Here is a 24,899-nt window from a genome sequence, read left to right as displayed (position 1 = left end):
GCCCGGCCCAGGACGTCACCTCTCCTGGATACGGAACGTGGCGTACGCGTACACCTCCCCCTCCCGCGGCGCACGGTTCCAGGACCGCGTGGTCAGTTGCGGCAGGATGCCCGCGGCCAGGGCGCGCCGGGGCAGGGACAGCCCGAACTCCGCCTCCACGGCGGCCAGCAGGCACCGCTCGCGGTCGGTGTCGTCGACGCCGTCCAGGACCCGCGCCGGGTCGAGGGCCGCGGGCACCGGACCCGAGCGTTCGACGTCCGTGCCGCGCAGGGTGTACGCGTACGTCTGCTCGCCGTCCTCGGCGACCGACAGGTGGAACACCGTGAGGCCGCCGTCGCTCGCACGCCGCACCCACACCACCACCGCGCGTCCGCCGCGCGAGGCGGCACCGGCCGGGGAGTCGAAGAAGTTCCCGGGCTCGATCATCCGCGGAGCCATGTCGAAGCCGAACGCCCACCCTGATCCCGTATGGCCCACCGCCATCACGGCCCGGTCCTCCCAAGGCGCCAGTTCGTCCCGCTCCTCCGGACAGTAGACCCACATCGACGGCCGCCCGGACGGAGCGGCCAGGCCGGCGTCCCCGTCCTCCCTTTCCTCCCCGACCAGGCCGGGCAGCGCCTCCGGCTCCGCGCCCTCCACCCACAGGCACCGGTAGGACGCGTACGGGGCTTTCCACTGCGCGGCGTCCGCCAGCCAGCACAGCCCCGGCGGATCCAGGTCCGGCACCGGTTCGGGCACCGGGCCCGTGCGGCCGGCCCGGGGCGTGGCCAGCAACTCCAGGCCGCGCTCCCGCGTCACCACCGGACCCAGGACGGAGTCGGCCAACAGGCCGAGCGGCGCCAGCAGATCCGGCCCGGGCGGCGACCACGACGGCAGCGCGGCGCGGATCACCCGCCACGCCGCGTCCGTGTCCCCCCACCCCGCCGCTTCCCGCGCCTCGTCCACCGCCCGGCCGAAGGACCCGTCCGGCGCATAACGGTAGACGCGGTCACCCATCCGGGCCATGATCTCCTCCGCGGCCGCCGTCACGTCGGCGTCGGCCCCGGGGACCAGCGGGCGACGGCGCGGCGGGCGGCCGGGGCGGGGGTCGTCCCGCAGGCGTGCGGCGGCCAGCACAGACACCAGCTCGCCCGTGTACCGCGGATCGGCGACGAGTTCACCGAAGCCGTGGGAGACGCTCTCATGTGCCAGCGCCCTCAGTTGCGTCAGCATGCCCCGGGCACGGGGCCGCCCATAACGCTCCGCCTCGCCGAGCAGGTCCCGGGCCACCTCCCACCTCCCGCTCAGCGCCTCCTCCCGCGCCCGCTCCACATCGGCGTCCAGGGCCCGGGTGGTGTCGTTCACGAAGCCGGGCGCGCGGTCGGCGTGGAAGTCCTGGTACATCCGCTGCATGTAGGCGTGGAACGACGGATACCGGACCGGATACTCGCCGCTCCACCCCTGGTAAACGTACAGGGCCCACTCACCGTCCTCGTCGGTGTCACCCGGGTCCAGCAGGGCGTTGGACATGTCCGAGTCGGTTTCCAGTTGCAGCGCCCGCCGCCACATCCCGGCCATCCGTACCGCCTCTTCGGTCGAACGCTCGTCCAGACTCTGCTGGTAGAACGGGGTCATGTCGAAGGGATCCCCGAACCAGTCGACCTCGTGGACCGCGCCCAGCCGGTAGACCGACCCCGTGTCGAACCGCCAGCCGTTACTGGCTCCGAGGAACCCCCGGTAGGACGGAGGCAGCCGGACCCCCAGACGCCCTTCGGCGGCGGCTATCTCCGCCTCGGCCGCGGGCGGCGCGGCGATCGCCATGCCGTCCTCCGCCACATCCTCCCCGTCGTCCTCACCGGGGATCCACTCGTCCTGCCAACGACGCAGGAACTGCTGCCAGTCGAAGCCGTTCTCGGTCTGCTCGGTCATGCGTCGATGGTGGCAGCCACCACTGACACCGCTGCCGGCTTCACGCTCGCCCGCGCCCCGTACGGAGAGCGAGCGTACGGACGGTGGAGACAGGCGGTACGCCCGGATTCCCTCGACGCCCCGGTGTCCTGGAGCATGCACGCAGCAGGGTCGGTCGAGTGATTCAACTTTCATATGAATGATAGAAGTTGACTGTGATTCAATTCACCCGTGGGGCGGCTGTCCACTCGCCTCGCGTCACTAAACTGCGAGTAGAGAAATGATCCGGGTGACGCGTCGGCGCAGCGATTGACCACCGCTGCCTGAGTGCGTGACCGCTTTGCCTTGCTGCGCCGCTTGCGGTCCGGTAGGGGTACGTACGCAGGGGGAGATTTCACTTGACCACGGTCGTAGAGACCCGACCGTTCGACGTTTCCGTTGATGTGGCGACGCTGGCGCGCCTGACTGCCCGGGAGCGTGAGGTTCTGCGCTGCCTTGCGAGAGGCGAGACCAATCGCGTACTCGCCCGGCAGCTCGGAATCGCCGAACGAACCGTCCGGGCCCATGTCACCAGTATCGTGCGCAAGCTGGGCGTGGGATCCAGGTTCGAGGCCAGTCTGCTGGCGTTCCATCATTATGAAGCCCTCGCCGAGGAGGCAACCGCCTCCTGAGGCATTGCCGCATACGGCAATGCCGCAAGAGGCAATGGAAGGGTCCGCCGCACACTGGCAGGCTCGACGCCGTTGTTGGCCGCGCGTCGATACATACCCGGAACACCTGACCGGGCACCCGGCCGTACCCAAACCTGGATTACCGTCCTCGGGAGAAAACCCGCATGAACATCAAGAAGATCGTCACCGCCGCCGGTGTCGCCACCGCCGGTGTCGCTCTCTTCGTCGCCACTCAGAGCAGCGCTCAGGCCGCCCCGGCGCAGCCGGCCGCGCCCGTGGCCGCTGCCCAGCCGTCGCAGGGGAAGGCGCCGCAGGCCATCGCCTCTCTGGTGGGCAAGGCCGCCAAGTCCGTGGGCAAGGCCGCCACCAAGGGGGCCAACAGGGCCACGGCCGTCGGCAAGGGAATGGCCGTGGTGGCGAAGAGCAATGCCGACAACATGCTGTCGCACGGCAGCGTCTTCGCCCCTCCGGCCGATCTGCCGCAGGGAGTCTCGGCCGACACGGTCTTCGACCGGTAAGCACCACGTGACGAACACGTACCGCACCACCAGGAGGGCGGCGCTCGTTGTCGGCGGCGCCCTCCTGGGTGCTCATATGACCATGGCCGCCCTGTCCCAGGCGCCACTCAGCCCGGCGAAGCTCGTCTACGGCGACCGGGTGGCGGAATACCTCGACCCGTACTTCTCGCAGAACTGGCAGCTTTTCGCCCCGACGCCCCTTTCCGACGACCGTGGCATCCTCGCGAGGGCCGCCTGTGCCGACGGATCGGTGACGCAGTACTACGACGTGTCGGCTCGTGGCGTGGAGAAAGCGCAGAATTCCCGCTTCTTTCCCTCGCGAGAGAACCGCATCGTCTCCGCGCATCTCCAGAACATCACCAGCAGCGAGGAGCTCCTCAGGAGGATCCGCCAGCAGCAGACCAACGACAAGAAGCCCCTGCTGCCCCCGCTGCCCTATGAGAAGGCCACCGAGACGGAGTCGGTGAAAGGACTGTCCCAGTACGCCTACGACCAGCTGCCTGCCGTTTGTGGCGGAGAAACGGCGAAAATCCAGATCCGTATGTACGTGCACGAGCTGCCGCCGTGGTCGAAGCGTCACGACCCCTCCGCAGAGGGGAAAGTCCTGGTGCACGATTTCGCCTGGCAGAAAACCCGGGATCTGCGATGAAGAAGTTCCTGAAAGACATCACCGACCGGCTGGACTTCTGGTCCCTGCGTCCCGTGGCCGTGACCGGTGTCTCGGGAACACGGCTGCTGCTCGGTTTCGTCGGGCTCATGTACTACGTGAGCCAGTACCAGGAGCGTAACTACCTGTTCGGCCCGGACGGGGTGCTCCCGCACGAGGACTTCAAGGCGCAGCTGACCGGCTTCAGCCTCTACGCGCTGTCGGCGTCGCCCTGGTACTTCCAGCTCGTCTACCACCTGGGGATCGCCGCCGCGCTGGCGGTGATGCTCGGAGTCGGCGGCCGGCCCGGACTGGCGTTGCACTGGGCCCTCTTGTGGTCGGTCTACCAGCGGCAGCCCGGTCTTCTGGACGGCGGCGACAACCTCGCGTACGTCGTCATTCCCTTCCTGCTGCTGACACACTGCTACGACCGGTTCTCCTTGCCCACCGGTCTCGCGAGCCGTCTCATCCGACGGGTCCCCGAACCCCTGCGGGCGATGTCCGTGCCGTTCCACAACCTGGGCGTCCTCATGGTGGCGGCGCAGATCTGCCTGGTCTACGTCGTCTCCGGTCTCTACAAGGTCATGGGAGAGGAATGGCAGGACGGCACCGCGCTCTTCTACATCATGCGTGTCGCGGAGTTCGAACTGCCCGGCTGGTCGAGCCTGGTGTACGAGAACGACGTCCTGGTCGTCCTCGGCACGTACGGCACGGTCGCTTTCCTGGTCTACTTCCCCATGGGCGTGCTTGTCCCGGCACTGCGTCCCTGGGCGGCCGCCGCATCCATCTGCTTCCACCTGTCGATCGCGTTCTTCATGGGCCTGACCGGCTTCGCCCTGACGATGATCGCTTGCGATCTGGTCTTCCTGTCCGGCGCTCTCGACCGTGCTCTGCTGTGGGTGCGGGGCAGGCTTGCCGGGCCCCGCAAGGCCCAGGCCGACACGGCATCGGCAGACCTCTCGAAGGCGGAGCGACCGAGCGGAGAGCACGGAACGAGGAAGCCCGCACCCGAAGCCGAACTCGTCTGACCGACAGGAGTGACGGACAACATGCTCACCCCGCTCTGCCTGCTGGGCGGTGCCGGTGTCGAAGACCGGGCCGCACACGGCCATGACCGGGACCGGTTCGTGGAGATCGGTTCGCTCAGCAAGGTGTTCACCGGAACCGTCCTGACCCGGCTGGCGAAGGAAGGGGTCCTCGGCCTCGACACTCCGCTGGAGGATTGCCTGGAGGAGGTGCCCGCCGGGACGGGCATCACCCTCCGGCACCTCGCCGAGCACACCTCGGGCCTGCCGCGTCTGCCGACCGGGCCCGCCGGTCCGCCCGACGACCCGTACGCCACCTTCACCGAGCAGGCGCTGCGGGCTTCGCTGCGCGAGCTGGACCGGGTGGCCACGGGCCCACTGGGTACCGAGGAGTACTCCAACCTGGGGTACGCCGTGCTCGGGCACGCCCTCACCACCGTCACGGGATGCTCGTACCAGCAACTGCTCAACCGTTACGTACTGTTGCCGCTGGGACTGGAGGCGGGTGCGGTGACCGCGCTGCCGCCGCGGGAACAGCGTCTCGTGCCGCGGGGCCTGTTCGGCCGGCCCCGCCCCCTGTGGACGCTGACCGGGCCGATCCTGCCGGCCGGCGGCCTGTGGTCCAGTTGCCGGACCCTGTCCCAGGTCGTGACCGGGCTGCTCGTCGAACGCCGGCTGGGCCCGCCCACCCCCAGCTGGCAGCGCAGTTCCCCGATCACGTGGCACAACGGTGCCACGCGCGGCTCGTCCGTCGTGGCCGCCGCGCACGACGACGGCCGCTGGATCGTCCTGCACCGCCTGGGCGCCGCGGCCGGCACCGACCGTCTCGCCAGGAAAACCCTCCTGGCGGCTCCCGCGCCGCACGGCGGCACCTGAACACCACCACCACAACAACGAGAGGGTCACGGGAAGCGTCGTGAGAATCACCTGGTTCGCCTGGCTGGCCCAGCATGTCGATGAATACGGTTACAGCGACGGGCCGTTGCGCGCCTCGATCGGCACGGGCGCCGTGCTGGTGACCGCCGCGCTGCTCTGGTTCGCACTGCACCGCAACCGGCCCGCCGCCATGGCCGCCGTCGGCCTCACCTGCGCTCTGGGCATCGGATGGCTGGCCTTCCACTGAGGAGACGCCCATGACGGACGCCGTCGTCGTCGGTTCCGGGCCGAATGGGCTCGCCGCCGCGCTCACCCTCGCCCGTGCCGGGCTCCGCGTCGAGGTGTTCGAAGCACACGAACGCATCGGTGGAGGGCTGCGCACGGAACCGCTGTTCGACTCCGAGGTGCTCCACGACATCTGCGCGGCCGTCCACCCCATGGCGCCGGTGTCCCCGTTCATGCGGTCACTCGATCTGGAGGCGCACGGCGTCGCCCTGCTGCACTCGCCCGCCGCCTACGGGCACCCCCTCCAGGGCCGCCCGGCCGCCCTGGCATGGCGTGACCTCGACGCCACCTGCGCCGAGCTCGGCCGGGACGGACAGCGCTGGCGGCGGTTGATGCTCCCTTTGATGGAGCATTCCGCGGACGTGGTGGAACTGATGCTCTCCACACAACGCACCCCGCCGAACCCGAAGGCCCTGGCCCTCTTGGCCACCCGCCTGCCGGCACAGGCCCTGCGCGTCGGCGGCGGCCTGCGCACCGAGGCGGCCCGGGCGCTCCTCACCGGTGTCGCGGCCCACGGCATCGGACGGCTCCCCTCACCGGCATCCGCCGCTGTCGCACTGCTGCTCGGGCACCTCGCCCACACCACCGGCTGGCCCGTCCCCCAGGGCGGTTCCCGGGCCGTCGCCACCGTCATGGCCCTGCAGATCGAACGGCTCGGCGGCCGGATCCACACCGGTGTCCGGGTGGACAGCCTGCGGGACCTGCCCACCCGGGGGCTCACCCTCTTGGACGTCTCGCCCCGCGAACTGGCCCGGATCGCTCCGCTGCCCGACGGGTACCTCCGCACGCTGTCCCGCTACCGGTACGGACCGGGCGCGGCCAAGGCCGACTTCCTCGTCGAAGGCGCGATCCCCTGGGCCGACCCCCGCCTCTCCCGGGCCGCCACGATCCACCTGGGCGGAACCCGCGGCACGGCACCGGAACTGGCCCGCGCCGGGACCGCGACGGCCCGGGGCCTGAGGGTCCGGCACCCGTACATCATCGTGGTCGACCCGGCGGCAGCGGACCCGGCACGGACCGTCCGGGGCAGGCGACCGGTATGGGCCTACGCGCACGTACCCCACGGCGACCCCCGTGACCCCCTGCCGACGATCCGCGCCGCCCTCGAAAGCCACGCCCCGGGCTTCACCGACACGGTGATCGCCGAACGCGGCGTGTCGGCCGTCCGGTTGGGTGCGTACAACCCGAACTACGTCGGTGGCGACATCGCCTCCGGCGCGATGACCCTGTGGCAGACGCTGGCCCGCCCCGTCCCGCGCTGGAACCCCTACCGGACGCCCCTGCCCGGCACGTGGCTGTGTTCCTCGGCGACTCCACCGGGTCCCTCGGTCCACGGAATGTGCGGGTACCACGCGGCCCGGGCGGCACTGGCCACCTGGCCGGAGGCGGACCGGACCCCTCCCGGCGCGCTGGAGCAGGGCGATCACCCGCGCGGAGGATGACGCCTTCCGTGGTCCGGAACAACCGGCCCCGCCGGCACTTCGACGCGACGCGCCTCCCGGGGCGGTTCCGGAAGGATGTCCCGCTTCCTCCGGCCTCGTGCGGCGTGAGGACCGAGCCGGATCCGTGCGTCCCGCCCCACTCGACGATCCGGCCGACGGTGCGGCCGGGCGTGGGAGGCCCCGGGGCCTTGGTCACGCGCACGGGCAGGGCAGTTCGGGGGCCACGCGGTTCGGGGAGCACGTGACCACCGCCAGGGAGAGGTACGAGGGGCGCTCGAGGTAGCAGCCGTACGAGATGTCGGCGCCCGCGTGCAGACGTTCGGCGGCGGCATCCACCAACCGGGCCAGGCGCGCGGTGTCCCGGTCGGCCTCCGCCAGAGTGGCGGCCGGATGCAAGCGAGGGCGAGTGCCGCGCCCCGTACGGGGGTGACCGTACGGGGCGGCATCCATGGGACGCGCGGTGAATGTGAGGCGGTCTCTTGGCCGGTGCGGTATCACCCGGCCGTCCGGGTGTGCGTCCCGGGTGTCAGTTGGCCGGGGACCCGGGGTCCCTCAGCCCTTGGCTGGGGACTGGGGTGTGCTCCGGGCTCTGGGCGGGGGCGGGGACTCGGTCCGTGGTGGGCGCGGTGAAGATCTCGTCGAGGGTGGTGGCGTCGATGGCGCGGTCGAACCAGAGATCCAGGAGCGGCATGTCCGTGCAGGTGGTGACACGCTGTCGGGTCTCTTCCGCCAGCGAGAAGCCGCGGCGCTCCATCAGGCGAAGCAACTGCTCGGCCTTTCCGGCCGCGCGTCCTTCCTGGCGTCCTTCCTTGAGTCCTTCTTCCTGTCCCGCGAGGCGGGCGTCGCCCACGATGGTGCCTCGCCTGGGGGTGAAGAGGGTTTCCATCAGGTTCCTCCAGAATTTCCGGGCCTGTTCACTGCCCAAGCCGTCCTCGATCAGTCCCGCCAGGTCGTCCCGCGCTTCGCGGTCCGTGTCCTGGGCCAATGCCTCGCCCACTACCGTCAGTATGCCCTCGATGTCCGGGTCGTTGCTGTGGATCCACAGGCAGAACGTGGCGAAGTCCAAGTCGGCCGAGGCGTCCTGCACTCCGCTCACACGCGGAACGTTGGCCGGGCCCAGTACGTGAGGCACTGTCACCTGGGTGGGGCGTCCCAGGCCGGTGCGCAGAGGTCTGGCCGCCCAGGCCGCCGTCGCCGTGTCCACGCACAGGACCAGCAGGACGACCTCAAGTTTGTACCGGTCACGCAAGTACGCGACGTAGTACGGCCACGAGGTTTCCTTCTTCGTCTCGATGCCGGTCTGCGCCTCGACCAGCAGGATGAACGGATCGTGCCCGTCGGGACGGACCACCCGCAGCACGGAGTCCATCTGCCGGGTGAACATCTTCGGGGCGCTGGACGCGTCCGTGGGGAGAGTCTCGGTGGTGACACCAGGTGGGATTCCGAGGTCCAGGAGGTCCAGCGCACGGTTCAGCGCTTTCGGACGTCCCGGCAGAAAGCCGTGCAAGGTGTCGTGACTGACGTTGGGCATGACGTAAAAATATGCGAGAGGCAAGAACATTCGTTGACTTATGAGATGTGATCACCCGTTTGGTGGAGTTCTCTGAGGTTGGCTGACGTTCGGCCGCGGTGAGACCTCCAGGACGTGGTTCGCTCGGCCTTCGTCGGCCGCGAAGGCGCGAGGGTGTGCCGGTCGTCGCCGGAGCGGTCGTGGCGTGCGCTCACTCCCCGAGCGTGGCGACGGCCTCCTCGTAACCGCCCGTCGGGGGCGCGGTGTCGGGGCCGTACACGAGGTTCAGCACGCCCGTCGTGAACGTCTCCGACTTCAGCAGCTTCAGCGGGATCGACGGCTCACCCTCGTCGAACAGACGCATGCCCTTTCGTACGGCGATCGGGTGGACGAGGAGGTGCAGCTCGTCCAGCAGCTCGGCGGCGAGCAGCTGCCGGATGACCGAGATCGAGCCGCTCAGCCCGATGTCGCCGCCCGGCTCCCGCTTCAGCGCGGCGGCCACCTCGGCGACATCGCCCTGCGCCTGCTCGGAGTTGCGCCACTGGAAGTCGAGAGGGCTGCGCGAGAAGACGATCTTCCGCAGGTCGCCGAGCTGCTTGGCGAAGCCCGCGTCCTCCCCGCCCGCCGCCTCCCGCTCCGGCCAGGCTCCGGCGAAGCTGTCGTATGTCACGCGGCCGAAGAGCATGGTGTCGGCGTTGCCCAGACCCGCGCCCACGGCCGCGCCCATCTCGTCGTTGAAGTAAGGGAAATGCCACTGATCGGGCGCCTCGACGACGCCGTCGAGGGAGATGAACAGACTGGCGGTGATCTTCCGCGGCATGGTGTCCTCCGAATCCTGGTGCGTGTACCGGATACGACCGTGCCGGCCACCGGAACTCATCAGTGGGCGGCGCGCGAATGTGAGGGGAGGACCGCTGGCCGGGGCGGGGTCCGGGTCACCGTCGCGGTGCGTCGACGGGGGTGCCGGTTTCCGGACGCAGGTGGCTCGTGACGTCGACGACACCGTCGACGCTCTCGGACAGGCGTACCGCGAGGGGAATGAGGCTTTCCTGTGGGACGGTGCCGTTGAGTGTCACCCGGCCGTCGGCGACGTGGACGGTGACCGTGCCGGGGGACAGGCCGAGGGTGCGGGTGAGGATGTCCGTCGTGATCTCCTCGCCGACCGTGAGGTCTCGCCGCAGGAAGACCCGCAGCAGGTCGGAACGGCTGACGATCCCCACCAGCCGGCCCCTGTCGTCGACGACGGGCAGCGTCTTCACGTGGTGGCGGGCCATCGTACGGGCTGCCTCGACGACCGACCAGTGGGGCCGGGCCGCGACGGCGGGGCTGGTCATCAGTTCCTCGGCGGTCAGCGCCTGGGCCTTGGCACGCTCCTCGGGCAGCAGGTGCGCGGCGGCCAGATGTCCGCCCGGATCCGCCTGGCTCTCCTGTTTCCGCAGCAGGTCCGTCTCCGACACCACGCCGACCGGTCGGCCCTGGTGGTCGACGACGGGCACCGCGCTGATGTCGTGCTCCGCGAGGTGCAGGGTGATGTCCTTGAAGCCCGTCTCCCGCCGCACACTCACGACGGCCGAGGTCATGAGGTCTCCGACCCGGCGATGCAGCATGGCGTGCTCCCTTCTCGGACGCTCGCGGAAGGTCCTCCCTCCACTGTCCGTCCTCCGGGATGCGCTCGCACGGCCGAGCGGGTCCTCGCTGCCGTCACCGGGTCACTCACCCCCGTACAGCCGGTCGAGGCCGACGAGCACCACCTCTCCGTCGGCTTCGGCCGCCCGGAGCGCGGGCGTGAAGCCGACGCCGCTGTAGCAGGCGGGGCGGGTGCGGGTGACGTCCTCGCCGGGGGCGAGCAGCGTGAGGAGGCGGCGGATGTCTCGCAGGTGGTGCAGGTCCATGACCTCGTCCCAGCGCGCCAGCCCCACCGACAGCAGAGCCCCTGAGCGGGCACCCGCACGCCCGCGTACCACGACGTCCGCTTCCAGGTCCGGACCGGCATGGTGTCCGGGATCGGGCAGTGAGCCGTGGACCGCCGTCGCGGGGTGTGCGCCGAAGACGGTCTCGTCCGCGTGGTCCACCACCCAGTCCCGGCAGATCTGGGCGAAGTGGGGACCGGCCACCGCGGAGTCGAAGACGGGACGCGCGCGCCGCCAGACCTCGTCGGCGTCCAGCTGTTCCAGCGCCGAGCGCTGGGGCCAGATGGCGGCGTGCTCGAAGGCGAGCAGCGGCTCCGCGATACGCAGCCGGACCAGGTTCGGCCGGAAGGCGTCGGGTTCGCCGTGCAGCAGGCCGTTCGCCTGGAGCAGCATCAAGCAGTGCGAGGCGTCGGTGAGCGGCGTGCCCAGACACTCGGCGATCGTGCCCTGGGTCCGGCAGCCCGTGGCGATGGCGGTGAGCGCGGAGTGGCACAGGGCGCGGTCCCAGTGGTCGGTGTCCTCCTGCAGCAGGTGATGCGGCTCCAGGAACAGGGGGGTCCGGGGGTTCAGGACGGTTCTGCACACCCAGGAGTCGAAGTCGTCCGGACCGCGGGGGGTGTCGTCCGCGACGTAGACACGGTAGGCGGGGGTGCCGCCGACGACGGCGTGGACCAGCAGGGCGAGACGGGGGTCGTCGATGCCCCAGAACCGTGCGGCCTGCCGGAAGTCCAGCGGACGGAGGGTGATTTCCAGGTCGGCCAGTCCGTGCAGAGGCGCGGCCGCGCCGAACAGCCGGCTCATCACGGGCAGGGAACTGCCGCTGAGCAGCAGGCGGGTACGGTTGGCCCGCCCCGTCCCGCGCAGCCGCCGGTAGGCGTTGTGCAGGACGGAGGGGAGTTCGGGGCTCTGCCGCACCAGGTCGGGGAACTCGTCGAGCACGACCGGCACGGGCCGGCCCCGCTCACCCAGCGCGAACAGCGCGTCCACGACGCCCTCCCAGCGGGGCCGGTGACCGGGCGGCGCTTCCCCCGTGTATCGGGCGAGCTCGTCGTCGAGGCGGCGCAGGGACTCGTCCCGGGTCGCCTGCTGTGCCCCGAAACGGAAGCCGCCCAGGGTGGCGGTGAGTGCCTTCAGAAGGTGTGTCTTTCCCTGTCGCAGCCGCCCCGACACGACACCGAGCCCGGCGTCGGGCCGGTCGTCACAGGTGAACGCGACCAGCGCGTCCCACTCGGCGTCGCGGTCGAAGACCATCTCGGGTTTCGCGGGGCGGGAAACGTCGGACGGCGACACGGCTGCTCCCCTCGCTCGGCGGCGGCCCTGTCACCAGTACAACCGCGAATGCCGGACGCCGCGACACGCGACCGGCCGATGGGGCAGCCGGCGCCGTCGGCCGGATTGCGGCAGGTCGTGGCCGGGGTGACGATGGGACGGTGACTCAACGTGCACCCGTGGTTGTGCATCCGCCGGGACCGGACGGTGGACGCCATGTGACGATCCGCGGCGAGCAGGCAGGCACGGCCCATCACCTGCTCGACGTCCTGGACCTTCTGCGTCGTCATGGCCTGCCGGAGGCGCACGAGGGAATTGATGATCCCCGCCTGGTCGAGTGGCGCGGTGGCGACTCCAGGATGTGGCGCGAGGAGCAGTAGCCGCGAGGAGCAGTAGCTTCGGTCCGCCGCTTCGGTCCGCCGTTTCAGTCCGCGTGGTCCTTGCGCAGGAACCGGCGCAGTCGCCGTAGCGGCCATGTGTTGATCACATCGTCCGGGGTCAGCCATCCACGCTGAGCCGTGCCGACCCCGTACCGCAGGTACGCGAGCTGGGGGATCGAGTGGGCGTCGGTGTCGATGGCGAACTTCGCCCCGTGCTCCTTGGCCCGGAGGATGTCCTCGTCGCCCAGGTCGAGGCGGTCGGGCTGGGCGTTGATCTCCAGGGCCGTGCCGGTGCGGGCGCAGGCGGCGAAGATCTCATCGAGGTCGGCGTCGACACCGGGCCGTTTGCCGAGCAGCCGGGTGGTGGGGTGACCGATGACGTTGATGTGGGGGTTCTCGCAGGCCCGGACGAGCCGCCGGGTCATCGCCCCGCGGCCGACGTTGAAGTGGGAGTGCACCGCGGCCACGCAGAGGTCGAACCCCCGGAGGAACTCGTCGGGCCAGTCCACCTCCCCCTCGGGGCCGATGTTGAGTTCGGTGCCGTGCAGCAGTCGCATTCCGTGGTGGCGGCCGTCCAGTGACCGCACCCGCTCGCGCTGGGCGAGGATCTTCTCGTCGGTCATGCGCTGCATGTACAGGTTCGGCGCGTGGTCGGTGACCGCGTAGTAGGCGTAGCCCCGCCCGGCGGCGGCCGCCACCATCTCCTCCAGCGGGGTGAGGCCGTCGGTGAGGTCGGTGTGGGTGTGCAGATCACCGCGGATGTCCCGCTCGGTCACCACCCGGGGCAGTTCGCCGCGCAGGCCGGCTTCGATCTCCCCGCGGTCCTCACGCAGGGTGGGCGGGATCCACGGCAGGCCGAGCCTGGCGTACACCTCGTCCTCGGAGCGGGAGGCGACCCGTTCGCCGCCGTCGGCTTCGAACAGGCCGTACTCGGAGAGCTTCAGCCCCAGGTGGACGGCGATCGTGCGGGTGCGGATGTTGTGCGCCTTGGAGCCGGTGAAGTACTGCATCCCGGCGCCCCACGCGTCCGGACGCACCACCCGCAGGTCGACCTGGACGCCCTCGGTGGTCCGGACCGAGGTCTTCTTCGCGCCGTGGGCGATGACCTCGGCGGTGGAGGGCAGTTCGGTGAGGGCGTCCATGAAGGGCGCCGACCGGCGGGCGGCGACGAGGATGTCGATGTCGCCGACGGTCTCCCTCATGCGGCGCAGCGAGCCGGCGTAGGCGCAGTGTTCACAGCCGGTGATCCGGGAGAGCTCGGCGACGATGTCCTCGGCGGTCTCCATGGCGGTGCTCAGCAGGATCCGCCCCCCTGCCTGCCGCATGAGGTCGATGCCGTGCAGGATGTTCTCCTCGGTCTTCTCCCCGAAGCCCTTCAGGTCGCGCACCTTCTCCGCCTTGATGGCGTCGGCCAGCTCGCTCACCGAGGAGATGTGCAGCTCCTCGTAGAGCGCCATCGCCTTCCTGGGGCCGAGGGCGGGGATGGTGATGAGTTGCCGCACCCCTGCGGGGATCCGGGCCCGCCTCTCCTCGACCACCGTGACATGGCCGGTGCGCAGGTACTCGACGACCTTCTCGGCGATCGACGTGCCCACGCCCGGGATCTCCTTCAGACCCGCGGTATCCAGGTGGGTGACATCGGCCGGGTAGCCGCCGATCGCGCGGGCGGCTTTCTCGTAGGCGCGCGCCTTGAATGCCTCGCCTCCGGTGATGGCGATGAGATCCGCATACTCCTGAAGGAGCGCCTCGACCTCCTCGTTGGGCCGGACCACGTCTCCCAGTCTAGGAACCGTCGTGTGCGGCATGCCAGCGCGGGGACCGGCCCGCTCCATGTCCTCAGGCCCTCCGGCGTCCAGCGTCCAGCGCGCGGAGCCGTCGGGCCGAGGGTGTACTGGGAGAGCGACTGTCCGCCGGTCGACCAGGGAAACAGCCGACCGGGGAAACAGCCGACCGGGGAAACAGCCGACCAGGGAAACAGCCGACCAGGGAAACAAGCGAAACAGCCGACCAGGGAAACAGGGGAGAGCGCTGTGCGTGCGACGTTCGTTCTGGGCCGGATCGCCGGGGTCCGGGTCGGCGTGCACTGGAGCGTCCTGTTCATCTTCGCCCTCATCGCGTTCGGCCTGTCCCAGGGCCGCCTCCCGGAGACGCATCCGGGGCGTGGCTGGGTGGTGTACTGGGCGGCGGGCCTGTGCACCGCCGTGATCTTCTTCGCCTCCCTCCTCGCACATGAGCTGGCGCACGCCGTCGTGGCCCGGCGCAACGGGGTCGAGGTGGACGACATCGTGCTGTGGCTGCTCGGCGGAGCGGCCCGGCTCAGGTCCGAGGCGTCCAGCCCCGGCAGGGAGCTGAGGATCGCCGGCGTAGGCCCCCTCGTCAGCCTGCTCCTCGGCGGGCTGTTCGCCCTCGCCACCTGGCTGCTCGACCTGGCGTCCGTGTCCGGGGTCGTGGTGGAGATGGCCGCCTGGCTCGCGGCCATCAATGTGCTGCTCGCCGTCTTCAACGCGTTGCCCGCGGCCCCGCTCGACGGCGGCAGGCTGCTGCGCGCGTTCCTGTGGTGGCGCACCGGAGACCGGCTGCGGGCGACCGCAGGCGCGACCGCGGCGGGGCGGGTCTTCGGATGGCTGCTCGTCGTCCTCGGTCTGATCGCGTTCATGAGAACCGGCACGGTCGGCGGTCTGTGGCTGGCGCTGATCGGCTGGTTCCTCATCACGGCCGCCACCGCCGAGGGAAAGCAGGCTCAACTGCGCGGCGTGCTGGCCGGTGTCCCCGTGCGGGAGGCCATGACGCCCGACCCTCTCACGGTTCCCGGGGCCACGACGGTCGCGGACTTCCTCACCGATGCGCGCTACCGCTACCGGCACTCGGCGTTCCCGGTGACGGAGGACGCGGAGCCCGTCGGGCTGGTGACCTACGACAGCGCCCACAAGGTGCCGCGGGCCGAGGTGCACGCCGTGACGGTGCGGGACGTCATGGTGCCGCTGGCACGGACCACCGTGGCCGAGCCGGACACCCCGCTGGCGGATCTGCTGCCGCGCATGGAGCCGGGAGCCGAGCACCGGGTCCTAGTCATGGATCACGGCAGGCTCGCCGGCATCGTGTCGCTCTCGGACGTCAGCCGAACGGTGAACTGGCTGATGCACACCGATGAGCGGCGCGGTGGCTGACCCTGTCAATGGTCTTTCGGTTGTTTCACACTCGTGCCGGTTGATAAAGCCGAAAGGTTCCAGAAAAGTCCCAGGAGAATGAACGCCTCGCCATCGTGAAGCCGTTCAGTATGTCATCCCGCTTTACCGTGTGGATTCTCCTTGAGTGGGCTTGTCCATGCCTGCTCGTCGTCTCCCTCGTGCAGGGGATCGCGTCCGATGCCGCGTGAGAAAGTGCAGGTGACGCCACGATGGCCACGTCTCGCACATCGACCCTGTTGACCCGGCCCAGGGGTTGTACAAAAACGCCGGAGAGAATTCCCTGTTTGAATATTTTGTGGTTCCGGTATTCGTCCACGCCGTTGCCGGAACGAACCAGCACATGAACGTCGACGGCCTTGTGCGAGAGCCCCAGGATGTCCCCGAATTCCGTGCGGCGCGGCGAGCGGAGCGAGCGCCACTGAATGCAGTCACGCGGGCGCGACAAGTGCCGGGCTGACGGGCGGTCGCCGGTTCCGGGGGTGCCCGCACCCGGCCGGAACAAAACGACCATCTTGAAGGAAAGCGCAGCAACCGCACCACCTTCTCCCGGGCTCTTGACTTTCCACGGTGTCAGCCCTGAGGCTACGGATCGTTCATTCAAACCGGTTTAAACGCCGGCTCGGTGCCCTCACGGACGCCCCGCCCGCACACCCGGTTCCGGCTCCTTGCCGGTGCCCGGACAGCGCGGTCGCGTGGTGTCCCGCCTGCTCGGCCGCTCGGCCGCGCCGCAGGGGCCGTGCCCGGCCGTTCGGAAGGAAGCGGTGTACTCATGGCGCGACGTCCCACGATCGCCGACGTGGCGAAACTGGCCGGGGTTTCCCGGGCGACCGTTTCCTTCGTCCTCAACAACCGTCCCGGCGTGGCCGCGGACACCCAGCAGCGCGTCCGGTCCGCGGCCGAGGAGCTGGGGTGGACACCGAGTTCCAGCGCCCGGGCGCTGTCCACGGGCCGGGTCCGCGCGGTCGGGCTGGTCCTGGCGCGTGAGCCCGAACTCCTCGGCACCGACCCGTTCTTTCCCGCCTTCATGGCGGGTATCGAGACGGTCATATCGGAGACCGGTGACGGTCTGATGCTGCAGATGAGCCGTCCCGAGAACGAGGTGGACACCTACCGCAGGCTCGCCGCCGACCGTCGCGTGGACGGCGTGTTCCTGACCGACCTGCGGACCGGCGATCCCCGTCCGGCACTGGTCGCCGAGCTGGGGCTGCCGGCCGTGGCCGTGGGCGCGGGTGCCGGCACGGGGCTGGCGACGGTCAACCTCGACGACCGTCCCGCCGTACGGAAGGCCGTTCACCACCTGGCGGGCCTGGGCCACCGCGACATTGCCTACGTGGCCGGCCCGGAGGAGTTCGTGCACGCCCGGCGCCGCCGCCAGGCCTGGAGCGAGGCCCTCGCCGAAGCCGGCCTGCCCGAAGGGACGTTACTGCCGGGCGGCTTCACCGCCGAGGGCGGTGCGCGGGCCACCCGGATGCTGCTGGAGCGGCCGGCGCCGCCGACGGCCATCGTCTACGGCAACGACCTCTCGGCCACGGCCGGGATGGCGGTGGCCCAGGACGCCGGACTCCGGCTGCCCGAGGACCTGTCGGTGGTCGGCTTCGACGACGTACCGCTCGCCTCCTACACCAACCCCCCGATGACCACCTGCCGTGCCAACCCCGTCTCCTGGGGCCGGGCGTCCGCCCAGGCACTGGTCGAACTGATCGAGACCGGCACCACCGCAGACGTGGAGCTGGAGCCCGCCGCCCTGGTGGTGCGCGGCTCCACCGGCCCTGCGCCGGTCCGCTAGACCCGCGGCCCGCCGGTGCGCCCCCGTCCCCGGGACGGGAGGGGGCATGCACGCCCCGGCCGAGCCGTCCCGCAAGCGATTGCCCGGAAAGAAACGGAACCTCCGATGAAGAAGGCCCTCTTCGCCCTGCTGCCGGTGGCCGCCCTGACGCTCAGCGCGTGCGGCAGCGGCGGATCCGACTCCGATGCCTCCGACGCCGCCAACGACGCCCGTGGCCCGATCACGATCTGGTACTCCAACAACGCGCAGGAAGTCGCGTGGGGGAAGGAGATGGTGGCGCAGTGGAACGCCACGCACCCCGAGGAGAAGATCACCGCCCAGGAGATCCCCGCGGGCAAGAGCTCGGAGGAGGTCATCGGCGCGGCCATCACCGCCGGTAACGCGCCCTGCCTGATCCTCAACACCGCTCCGGCCGCCGTGCCCGCTTTCCAGAAGCAGGGCGGCCTCGTCGCGCTCGACGACTTCCCCGACGGCAAGAAGTACCTGCAGGACCGTGTCGGCGACAGGCTGTCGCAGTACGCGTCGCCGGACGGCAAGTACTACCAGATGCCGTGGAAGAGCAACCCGGTGATGATCTTCTACAACAAGCAGCTGTTCAAGAAGGCCGGACTGAACCCGGACAGCCCCAAGCTCTCCAGCTACGAGGACTTCCTCGACACCTCGCGCAAGCTGGTCGCGTCCAAGGCCGCCAAGGCCGCGATCTGGCCGGCTCCGTCCTCGGAGTTCTACCAGTCCTGGTTCGACTACTACCCGATGTTCACGGCGCAGACCGGCAGACAGCTGGTGGAGGACGGCAAGGCCCAGTTCGCCTCGCCCGACGGCATCAAGGTCGCCGAGCTGTGGAAGACCATGTACGCCGAGCGCCTGGCGCCGAACGAGACGTACAACGGCGACGCCTTCGCCGACGGCAAGTCGGCCATGGCGACCGTGGGCCCCTGGGCGGTCTCCGTCTACGGCGACAAGGTCGAGTGGGGTGTGGTACCGGTCCCCACCCCTGACGGGGCCGCCGGCAAGGGCACCTTCAGCGACGAGAAGTCCATGGGCATGTACACCTCCTGCAAGAACCGCGGGACGGCCTGGGACGTCATGAAGTTCGCCACCAGCGTGGACCAGGACGGCGAGTTGCTGGAGGCGACCGGGCAGATGCCCATGCGTGCCGACCTGACGGGCGCCTACCCGTCCTACTTCGCATCGCACCCGGAGTACAAGGTCTTCGCCGAGCAGGCGGAGCACACCGTTGAGGCGCCCAACGTGCCGAACTCCGTCGAGGTCTGGCAGACCTTCCGCGACGCCTACACCAAGGCCGTCATCTTCGGCAAGGGCGACCTGACCACGGCCCTCGAGGACGCTGCGGCCGAGGTGGACGAACTCGTGCAGGGCCAGTGAGCATCCGCCATGTCCTCCACCCCCTCTGACGTCCCGCGGTCCCGGCCCACGGCCGGGACCGCGGCGAAGGCGCCCGCGCCCCGGCGGCGGCTGCGGTTGCGGCTGGGCGGCCATCAGCCCATCGGCATGCTGTTCGTCTCCCCGTACCTGCTCTACCTCGCCGCGATCTTCGTATATCCCCTCGGTTTCGCCCTGTGGATGTCCTTCCACGACTACTTCTTCGCCGCCCCCGGCGTCCAGGTCGACCGGCCCTTCGTGGGCCTGGACAACTACACGACGGTGCTGGGCGACCCCGAGGTCTGGCGCTCGTTCGTCAACATCGCCGTCTTCCTGGCCATCAACGTGCCGCTGACCGTCGTGGGCTCCCTGGTCCTCGCCGACGCGCTGAACAAGAAGCTGCCCCTGCGGTCGTTCTTCCGCACCGCCTACTACGTCCCCTACGTCACCGCCAGCGTCGCGGTCGTCGGTGTGTGGCTGTTCCTGTTCAACAGCGGCGGACTGGTCAACCAGGTGCTCGGCCCGCTGGCGCCGGATCCGTCCTGGCTGGTCAACTCCCGCCTCGCCATGCCGGTCGTGGCCGTCTTCGTGGCCTGGAAGCAACTGGGCTTCTTCGTGGTGCTGTATCTGTCGGCGCTGCAGAACGTGCCCCAGGAGCTGTACGAGTCGGCGGCCATGGACGGTGCCGGACGGCTGCGCATCTTCCGTTCCATCACCGTCCCCGCGGTCCGGCCGGCCACCCTGCTGGTTCTGATCCTGGCCACCATCACCGGCGCCAACCTCTTCACCGAGCCGTATCTGCTCACCGGTGGCGGCGGTCCCGACGGCGCGACGACCTCGCCCGTACTGCTGATGTACCAGCGGGGTCTGCAGCAGGGCCACCCGGACGAGGCGGCGGCCATCGGCGTGATCCTCGTCGTGCTGATCACCGCCGTCTCGCTCGGCTACCGGCGACTCGTGGAGAGGGACTGAGATGACCGCCGACGTCGCACCCCGCCCCACCGGTGAGGACCGCACCCCCGAGCGCGCTCCGCACAGGCGCACCCGGTCGATCGGATCCCGCATCGCGCTGCTCGTCGGCGCGTTCGCCTTCCTCTTCCCCTTCTACTACATGATCATCGGCTCTCTTCAGGAGGAGCCCGACTCCAGCCCCTCCGGGGCCTTCCCTGATCCCTCCAACCTGAGCCTGCGCAACTACGAGGCGATCGACTCGGCGATCTCACTGGGCCGTTCCCTGGTGAACTCCGGCATCTTCACCGGCGGCGTGATCATCTGCACCACCGTGTTCGGCCTGCTCGCGGGCTACGCCCTGGCCCGGCTGCACTTCCGCGGCCGCGGCTCGACGTTCGCCCTGGTCCTGCTGGTCCAGGTCGTGCCGTTCCAGCTGCTGCTGATCCCGCTGTACGTGCTGATCGTCCGCGACTACGGTCTCGCCGACTCCTACCTCGGCATGATCCTGCCGTTCGCGATCAACACCAGTGCCGTGTTCATCTTCCGGCAGTTCTTCCTGCAACTGCCCCTGGCCATGTTCGAGGCGGCCCGCATCGACGGCGCCGGCGAGCTGCAGATCCTGTTCCGCATCGCGGTGCCGCTGTGCAAACCGGCTCTGATGACGGTCGTGCTGCTCAGCTTCACGGGCCCCTGGAACGAGTTCCTGTGGCCGTTCCTGGTGACCAAGCAGCAGGACATGCAGCCCCTGGCCGTCTCGCTGGCCAACTACATCAGCACCGTCGCCTCCTCGGCCGCCAATCCGTTCGGCGCCATCCTCGCCGGGGCCTGCGTCCTGGCCGCCCCGGCGGTGGCCCTCTACCTCGTCTTCCAGAGCCGCTTCAACTCCACCGACATCGACTCAGCAACGAAGGGCTGAACTTTCGTGTCCCAGAGCACCACCCCCCATGTCCCCTACACCCTGACCCGAGCCGGCGTCGTGATGTCTCCGCTGCCCGGCGAGGCCGACGAGGCCGAGGGCGTGCTCAACCCGGCCTCCGGCCGCACCCCCGACGGCAGGCTGCACCTCCTGCCCCGCCTCGTCGCGAAGGGCAACGTCTCCCGTGTCGGCCTCGCCGAGGTCGTCCTGGAGGGGGGCGTCCCCACCGGCGTCGAGCGCCGCGGCACGGTCCTCGCGCCCGACGCCGGCTGGGAGCGCGGCAAGAACAACGCCGGCGTGGAGGACCCCCGCACCACCTGGATCGAGGATCTGGGCCTGCATGTCATGTCGTACGTGGCCTACGGACCGCTCGGCCCCAAGCCCGCCCTCGCCGTGTCCAGGAACCTGGTCGACTGGGAGCGTCTGGGCCCGCTCCAGTTCGCCTACCAGCCCGACCTGGACACCGACCTCAACCTCTTCCCCAACAAGGACGTCGTGCACTTCCCCGAGCCCGTGCCGGGCCCGGACGGCGCGATGTACTACGCCATGCTGCACCGCCCGATGTGGGACCTCGGCTGGTTCCGTCCCGGCGAAGGCGTGCACCTGCCCGCCGGCCTCACCGACGAGCGCCCCGGCATCTGGATCTCCTACGTACCCGTCGACGAGGTGAAGCAGGACCTCAGCGCCCTGACCCGGCCGCGCCACCACCGCCTTCTCGCCCTGCCGGAGCACCCCTGGGAGCAGCTCAAGATCGGCGCCGGTCCTGCGCCGATCCGTATCCCGGAGGGGTGGCTGCTGATCCACCACGGTGTCTCCGGCACCATCGAGGACCCCTTCGCGCAGGCGCAGACGGTCAACTACGCCGCCGGCGCGATGATCCTCGATGCCGCCGACCCCGGCCGCGTCATCGCCCGTACCAGCGAGCCGCTGATGGCCCCCGAGACCGAGGAGGAACGCTCGGGCACCGTGCCCAACGTGGTCTTCCCGACCGCGATCGAGGAGATCGACGGCGCGACCTACGTCTTCTACGGCATGGCCGACGCACACATCGGCGTGGCCCGTCTGGAGCGGTCCGTATGACCGCCGGCTTCGCCGGGCACGCCACCGAACCCGTCGGCGGCAACGCCGTCGGCGGGTACGTGCCGGACGCGCCACGCGACGTCCCCGGTGCCGGCGCCGCGTGCGTCGGCCGGAGCATGCCGCCGGCCGGCCCCGTTGCGGCCGGAGACATCCGATGACAGCGATACCCGAGCCCGCTCCCGCTGCTCCCGCCGTGTGGTGGCGGGAGGCGGTCTGCTACGAGATCCACCCGCGCGCCTTCGCGGACGGCGACGGCGACGGCACCGGGGACCTGCCCGGAGCCACCGCCCGCCTGGACCACCTGGCGCGGCTCGGCGTGGACGCGGTATGGATCACCCCCTTCTATCCCTCGCCGCTGGCCGACGGCGGGTACGACATCGCCGATCACACCGGAGTCGCGGCAGACCTCGGCACGCCCGCCGACTTCGAGGCCCTGGTGGCGAAGGCACACGCCCTCGGTATCAAGGTCCTCGTGGATGTCGTCCCCAACCACACCTCCCACCGGCATCCCTGGTTCCGCGAGGCTCTCGCCGCCACGCCCGGCTCCCCGGCCAGGCAGCGGTACGTGTTCCGGGACGGGCGCGGTGAGAAGGGCGAACTGCCGCCCAACGACTGGCAGTCCGCATTCGGCGGGCCCGCATGGACCCGCATCGAGGAGGCGGACGGCCTGCCCGGGCAGTGGTATCTGCATCTGCACGCGCCCGAGCAGCCCGACCTCAACTGGCGCCATCCCGGGGTGGTCGCCGAGTTCGAGCGGATCCTCACACACTGGCTGGACCGCGGTGTCGACGGCTTCCGCGTCGATGTGGCCCACACCCTGTTCAAGGCCGAGGGCCTGCCCGACGCCGGCCCCGGCCAGCACGAGGATGCCCATCGCAACCACCTGATGCCCTACTACGACCAGGAGGAGTTGCACCCGCTCTTCAGGCAGTGGCGGACCCTGCTGGACCGGCACCCCGCCCCCCAGGGGGCAGTTGCCCCGCACGAACGCGTGATGGTGGCCGAAGCGGGCATCTTCGACCGCGAGCGGCTCGCCCGCTACGTCGCCCCGGGCGAGATGCAGCAGACCTTCAACTTCGCCTTCCTGGAGTGCCCTTGGGACGGACGGGCAATGCGCGAGGTGATCGAGCAGTCGGCCCGTGCCATGCAGGCGGTGGGCGCTCCCGTCACCTGGGTCCTCTCCAGCCATGACGCGATCCGCCCGGTCACCCGGTACGGAGGCGGCCGGCTCGGTGAGCGGCGCGCCCGCGCGGCGGCCCTGCTCATGCTGGCCCTGCCCGGCGCGGCGTACGTCTACCAGGGCGAAGAACTGGGCCTGCCGCAGGCCCACATCCCCGACGAGCGGATCCGCGACCCCCTGTGGGAACGCTCCGGGCACCGCCACCGCGGACGTGACGGCTGCCGGGTACCACTGCCCTGGTCCGGCACCGCCCCTCCCTACGGCTTCAGCGAGGCCGCGCCCGAAGCCTGCTGGTTCCCCCAGCCCGCCGACTGGGCCCACCTCACCGTCGTGGCACAGCGGAGCGAGGAGAACTCCATGCTCGCGCTGTACCGCACGGCCCTGCGCCTGCGCCGGGACCATCCCGCCCCGGACACCGTGCTGCGCGTCCAGGGCCCCGCGAACGGCGAGTGGTTCGCCTTCGGCCGGTCGGCGCGGCTGCGCTGCCTGGTCAACTTCGGGCCGCGCCCCGTCCCCCTGGACGACGGCGTCCGCGTGCTGCTGTCCAGCGCACCCCTCGACGGCCGCGACGTCCCCCAGGACACCGCCGTCTGGACGACTGACGAGGAGTACCCGCAGTGAACGACCGACCGGCCCCCGACCTGTCCGCCGTGGTCAAGGCCTACGACATCCGCGGTCTTGTCCCCGACCAGCTCGACGAGGACCTCGCCCGGCTGTTCGGTGCCGCCTTCGTCGAGACGACCGGCGCCGACGCCGTCGTGACCGGCCACGACATGCGGCCCAGCTCGCCCGCGCTGGCCCACGCCTTCGCGCAGGGCGCCACCGCACAGGGCGCCGACGTCACCGAGATCGGCCTCTGCTCCACGGACGGACTGTACTTCGCCAGCGGTGCCCTGCATCTGCCCGGCGCGATGTTCACCGCCAGCCACAATCCCGCCCGCTACAACGGCATCAAGATGTGCCGGGCCGGTGCCGCACCGATCGGCCAGGACACCGGACTGCACGCCATCCGCACGCTCGTCGAGGGCTGGATGTCCGGCGAACGGCTGCCCGCCCCGCGCCGCGCCACGGGCTCGGTCACCCGGCGCGACATGCTGAAGGACTATGCGGCCCACCTGCTGGACCTGGTCGACGTCCTGCACGTCCGGCCGCTGCGCATCGTGGTGGACGCCGGCAACGGCATGAGCGGGCTGACCGTGCCGGCCGTCTTCCGTCATGTGCCGGTGGAGATCGTCCCGCTGTACTTCGAACTCGACGGGACCTTCCCCCACCACGAGGCCAACCCGCTCGACCCCGCCAACATCGTCGACCTGCAGCGCACGGTCAGACAGACGCAGGCCGATCTGGGCCTGGCCTTCGACGGCGACGCCGACCGCTGTTTCGTGGTCGACGAACGCGGCGACGCGGTGACGCCGTCCGCCATCACGGCCCTGATCGCCGCCCGGATGCTGGCCGACCATCCGGGAAGCACCGTGCTGCACAACCTGATCACCTCACGGACCGTGCCCGAGGTGGTCCGCGAACTCGGCGGCACCCCGGTCCGCACGCGAGTGGGCCACTCCTTCATCAAGGCCGAGATGAAGCGTACGCAGGCGGTGTTCGGCGGCGAGCACTCGGCGCACTACTACTTCCGCGACTTCTACAACGCCGACACCGGCATGCTCGCCGCCCTCCACGTCGTCGCCGCCCTCGGCTCACAGCCGGAGCCCCTGTCCCACCTCGTCGAGCGCTACCAGCGTCATACGGCATCAGGAGAGATCAACACCGTTGTCACGGACGCGGGTTCCGCCCTCGCGGCCGTACGCGCCCACTTCGCGGCGCACGCCGAAGCCACCGTGGACGAACTCGACGGCCTGAGCATCTCCACTCCCGCCTGGTGGTTCAACCTGCGCCCCTCCAACACCGAACCGCTCCTGCGGCTCAACGCCGAAGCGACCGACGGCACCACACTGACCCGGGTGCGGGACGAGGTCCTGGCCCTCATCCGCCGATGACC

At 70.3% G+C, this 24,899-nt stretch carries 23 protein-coding genes and 1 pseudogene; 17 read left to right on the top strand and 7 right to left on the bottom strand.

Annotated features, from left to right (window positions below; genetic code table 11):
• Nucleotides 1-15 precede the first annotated feature (15 nt).
• The gene (locus ACIF9R_RS23910; RefSeq protein ID WP_399983541.1) at nt 16-1,908 is read right to left on the bottom strand and encodes an SMI1/KNR4 family protein; all 1,893 of its coding nucleotides are present in this window, start codon (nt 1,906-1,908) and stop codon (nt 16-18) included.
• Between the two features lie 377 nt (nt 1,909-2,285).
• On the opposite strand from ACIF9R_RS23910, the gene ACIF9R_RS23905 reads away from it, so the two are divergent.
• From ACIF9R_RS23905 to ACIF9R_RS23875, 7 genes are all read left to right on the top strand, one after another.
• Entirely contained in the window at nt 2,286-2,558 is a 273-nt protein-coding gene (locus tag ACIF9R_RS23905) for a helix-turn-helix transcriptional regulator (RefSeq protein ID WP_399983539.1), read from the top strand.
• 164 nt (nt 2,559-2,722) lie between these two features.
• Nucleotides 2,723-3,076, top strand: coding sequence for a hypothetical protein (locus ACIF9R_RS23900; protein WP_399983537.1), 354 nt, complete (start codon nt 2,723-2,725; stop codon nt 3,074-3,076).
• Between the two features lie 7 nt (nt 3,077-3,083).
• Complete coding sequence (locus ACIF9R_RS23895; RefSeq protein WP_399983535.1) at nt 3,084-3,725, top strand: DUF5819 family protein; 642 nt, start codon at nt 3,084-3,086, stop codon at nt 3,723-3,725.
• The gene (locus tag ACIF9R_RS23890; protein WP_399983532.1) at nt 3,722-4,750 is read left to right on the top strand and encodes an HTTM domain-containing protein; all 1,029 of its coding nucleotides are present in this window, start codon (nt 3,722-3,724) and stop codon (nt 4,748-4,750) included. Before ACIF9R_RS23895 ends, ACIF9R_RS23890 begins: the two co-directional genes overlap by 4 nt.
• A 21-nt stretch (nt 4,751-4,771) precedes the next feature.
• The gene (locus tag ACIF9R_RS23885) at nt 4,772-5,623 is read left to right on the top strand and encodes a serine hydrolase domain-containing protein (RefSeq protein ID WP_399983525.1); all 852 of its coding nucleotides are present in this window, start codon (nt 4,772-4,774) and stop codon (nt 5,621-5,623) included.
• 40 nt (nt 5,624-5,663) lie between these two features.
• A complete protein-coding gene (locus ACIF9R_RS23880) occupies nt 5,664-5,870 on the top strand; it encodes a hypothetical protein (RefSeq protein ID WP_399983523.1) in 207 nt (68 codons plus the stop codon).
• A gap of 10 nt (nt 5,871-5,880) precedes the next feature.
• Nucleotides 5,881-7,350 (top strand): phytoene desaturase family protein, encoded by a 1,470-nt coding sequence (locus ACIF9R_RS23875; RefSeq protein WP_399983520.1) that lies wholly within the window; start codon nt 5,881-5,883, stop codon nt 7,348-7,350.
• 192 nt (nt 7,351-7,542) lie between these two features.
• Here ACIF9R_RS23875 and ACIF9R_RS23870 read toward each other — a convergent pair.
• From ACIF9R_RS23870 to ACIF9R_RS23850, 5 genes and pseudogenes are all read right to left on the bottom strand, one after another.
• Nucleotides 7,543-7,725, bottom strand: a pseudogene (locus ACIF9R_RS23870) (hypothetical protein); the annotation flags it as partial.
• 151 nt (nt 7,726-7,876) lie between these two features.
• Nucleotides 7,877-8,881 carry a hypothetical protein gene (locus ACIF9R_RS23865; RefSeq protein WP_399983517.1) on the bottom strand — a complete coding sequence of 335 codons (1,005 nt, stop codon included), beginning with the start codon at nt 8,879-8,881 and terminating at the stop codon, nt 7,877-7,879.
• 190 nt (nt 8,882-9,071) lie between these two features.
• Nucleotides 9,072-9,680, bottom strand: a complete 609-nt coding sequence (locus ACIF9R_RS23860; RefSeq protein ID WP_399983515.1) for a dihydrofolate reductase family protein — start codon at nt 9,678-9,680, stop codon at nt 9,072-9,074.
• A gap of 115 nt (nt 9,681-9,795) precedes the next feature.
• Complete coding sequence (locus tag ACIF9R_RS23855; protein ID WP_399983513.1) at nt 9,796-10,467, bottom strand: CBS domain-containing protein; 672 nt, start codon at nt 10,465-10,467, stop codon at nt 9,796-9,798.
• Between the two features lie 102 nt (nt 10,468-10,569).
• Nucleotides 10,570-12,060: an ATP-binding protein gene (locus ACIF9R_RS23850; protein ID WP_399983511.1), complete on the bottom strand. Its 1,491-nt coding sequence runs from the start codon at nt 12,058-12,060 to the stop codon at nt 10,570-10,572.
• Nucleotides 12,061-12,218: 158 nt separating this feature from the next.
• Here ACIF9R_RS23850 and ACIF9R_RS23845 point away from each other — a divergent pair, with 158 nt between their 5' ends.
• The gene (locus ACIF9R_RS23845; protein ID WP_399983509.1) at nt 12,219-12,419 is read left to right on the top strand and encodes a hypothetical protein; all 201 of its coding nucleotides are present in this window, start codon (nt 12,219-12,221) and stop codon (nt 12,417-12,419) included.
• 44 nt (nt 12,420-12,463) lie between these two features.
• Here ACIF9R_RS23845 and polX read toward each other — a convergent pair whose 3' ends face one another.
• The gene (polX, locus tag ACIF9R_RS23840; RefSeq protein ID WP_399983507.1) at nt 12,464-14,191 is read right to left on the bottom strand and encodes a DNA polymerase/3'-5' exonuclease PolX; all 1,728 of its coding nucleotides are present in this window, start codon (nt 14,189-14,191) and stop codon (nt 12,464-12,466) included.
• Nucleotides 14,192-14,449: 258 nt separating this feature from the next.
• Here polX and ACIF9R_RS23835 point away from each other — a divergent pair, with 258 nt between their 5' ends.
• The 9 genes from ACIF9R_RS23835 to ACIF9R_RS23795 all read left to right on the top strand — a co-directional run bounded on the left by ACIF9R_RS23835 (nt 14,450) and on the right by ACIF9R_RS23795 (nt 24,897).
• The gene (locus tag ACIF9R_RS23835) at nt 14,450-15,586 is read left to right on the top strand and encodes a site-2 protease family protein (RefSeq protein ID WP_399983505.1); all 1,137 of its coding nucleotides are present in this window, start codon (nt 14,450-14,452) and stop codon (nt 15,584-15,586) included.
• A 790-nt stretch (nt 15,587-16,376) separates the two neighbouring features.
• Complete coding sequence (locus tag ACIF9R_RS23830; protein WP_399983503.1) at nt 16,377-17,393, top strand: LacI family DNA-binding transcriptional regulator; 1,017 nt, start codon at nt 16,377-16,379, stop codon at nt 17,391-17,393.
• Between the two features lie 105 nt (nt 17,394-17,498).
• On the top strand, nt 17,499-18,779 hold the full coding sequence (locus ACIF9R_RS23825) for an extracellular solute-binding protein (protein ID WP_399983501.1): 1,281 nt from the start codon (nt 17,499-17,501) through the stop codon (nt 18,777-18,779).
• A 9-nt stretch (nt 18,780-18,788) separates the two neighbouring features.
• Nucleotides 18,789-19,748, top strand: a complete 960-nt coding sequence (locus tag ACIF9R_RS23820) for a carbohydrate ABC transporter permease (RefSeq protein ID WP_399983498.1) — start codon at nt 18,789-18,791, stop codon at nt 19,746-19,748.
• Nucleotide 19,749: 1 nt separating this feature from the next.
• Entirely contained in the window at nt 19,750-20,643 is an 894-nt protein-coding gene (locus tag ACIF9R_RS23815; protein WP_399983496.1) for a carbohydrate ABC transporter permease, read from the top strand.
• A gap of 63 nt (nt 20,644-20,706) precedes the next feature.
• A complete protein-coding gene (locus tag ACIF9R_RS23810) occupies nt 20,707-21,723 on the top strand; it encodes a glycosidase (protein WP_399983626.1) in 1,017 nt (338 codons plus the stop codon).
• Entirely contained in the window at nt 21,720-21,881 is a 162-nt protein-coding gene (locus ACIF9R_RS23805; RefSeq protein ID WP_399983493.1) for a hypothetical protein, read from the top strand. The genes ACIF9R_RS23810 and ACIF9R_RS23805 overlap by 4 nt, the downstream gene beginning before the upstream one ends.
• Entirely contained in the window at nt 21,878-23,524 is a 1,647-nt protein-coding gene (locus ACIF9R_RS23800) for a glycoside hydrolase family 13 protein (RefSeq protein WP_399983491.1), read from the top strand. The genes ACIF9R_RS23805 and ACIF9R_RS23800 overlap by 4 nt, the downstream gene beginning before the upstream one ends.
• Complete coding sequence (locus ACIF9R_RS23795; protein ID WP_399983489.1) at nt 23,521-24,897, top strand: phosphomannomutase/phosphoglucomutase; 1,377 nt, start codon at nt 23,521-23,523, stop codon at nt 24,895-24,897. The genes ACIF9R_RS23800 and ACIF9R_RS23795 overlap by 4 nt, the downstream gene beginning before the upstream one ends.
• Nucleotides 24,898-24,899 lie beyond the last annotated feature (2 nt).

Source organism: Streptomyces sp. NPDC086080 (genome assembly GCF_044540255.1).
Classification (GTDB): Bacteria; Actinomycetota; Actinomycetes; order Streptomycetales; family Streptomycetaceae; genus Streptomyces.
This window is presented reverse-complemented; position numbering and strand designations above follow the sequence as displayed.

Bases quoted from the DNA above. Each gene is read 5' to 3' on its own strand.
- ACIF9R_RS23910 (WP_399983541.1), bottom strand. From the start codon at position 1,908: ATGACCGAGCAGACCGAGAACGGCTTCGACTGGCAGCAGTTCCTGCGT.
- ACIF9R_RS23900 (WP_399983537.1), top strand. From the start codon at position 2,723: ATGAACATCAAGAAGATCGTCACCGCCGCCGGTGTCGCCACCGCCGGT.
- ACIF9R_RS23890 (WP_399983532.1), top strand. From the start codon at position 3,722: ATGAAGAAGTTCCTGAAAGACATCACCGACCGGCTGGACTTCTGGTCC.
- ACIF9R_RS23885 (WP_399983525.1), top strand. From the start codon at position 4,772: ATGCTCACCCCGCTCTGCCTGCTGGGCGGTGCCGGTGTCGAAGACCGG.
- ACIF9R_RS23875 (WP_399983520.1), top strand. From the start codon at position 5,881: ATGACGGACGCCGTCGTCGTCGGTTCCGGGCCGAATGGGCTCGCCGCC.
- ACIF9R_RS23865 (WP_399983517.1), bottom strand. From the start codon at position 8,881: ATGCCCAACGTCAGTCACGACACCTTGCACGGCTTTCTGCCGGGACGT.
- ACIF9R_RS23860 (WP_399983515.1), bottom strand. From the start codon at position 9,680: ATGCCGCGGAAGATCACCGCCAGTCTGTTCATCTCCCTCGACGGCGTC.
- ACIF9R_RS23855 (WP_399983513.1), bottom strand. From the start codon at position 10,467: ATGCTGCATCGCCGGGTCGGAGACCTCATGACCTCGGCCGTCGTGAGT.
- ACIF9R_RS23830 (WP_399983503.1), top strand. From the start codon at position 16,377: ATGGCGCGACGTCCCACGATCGCCGACGTGGCGAAACTGGCCGGGGTT.
- ACIF9R_RS23825 (WP_399983501.1), top strand. From the start codon at position 17,499: ATGAAGAAGGCCCTCTTCGCCCTGCTGCCGGTGGCCGCCCTGACGCTC.
- ACIF9R_RS23820 (WP_399983498.1), top strand. From the start codon at position 18,789: ATGTCCTCCACCCCCTCTGACGTCCCGCGGTCCCGGCCCACGGCCGGG.
- ACIF9R_RS23815 (WP_399983496.1), top strand. From the start codon at position 19,750: ATGACCGCCGACGTCGCACCCCGCCCCACCGGTGAGGACCGCACCCCC.
- ACIF9R_RS23810 (WP_399983626.1), top strand. From the start codon at position 20,707: ATGTCTCCGCTGCCCGGCGAGGCCGACGAGGCCGAGGGCGTGCTCAAC.
- ACIF9R_RS23805 (WP_399983493.1), top strand. From the start codon at position 21,720: ATGACCGCCGGCTTCGCCGGGCACGCCACCGAACCCGTCGGCGGCAAC.
- ACIF9R_RS23800 (WP_399983491.1), top strand. From the start codon at position 21,878: ATGACAGCGATACCCGAGCCCGCTCCCGCTGCTCCCGCCGTGTGGTGG.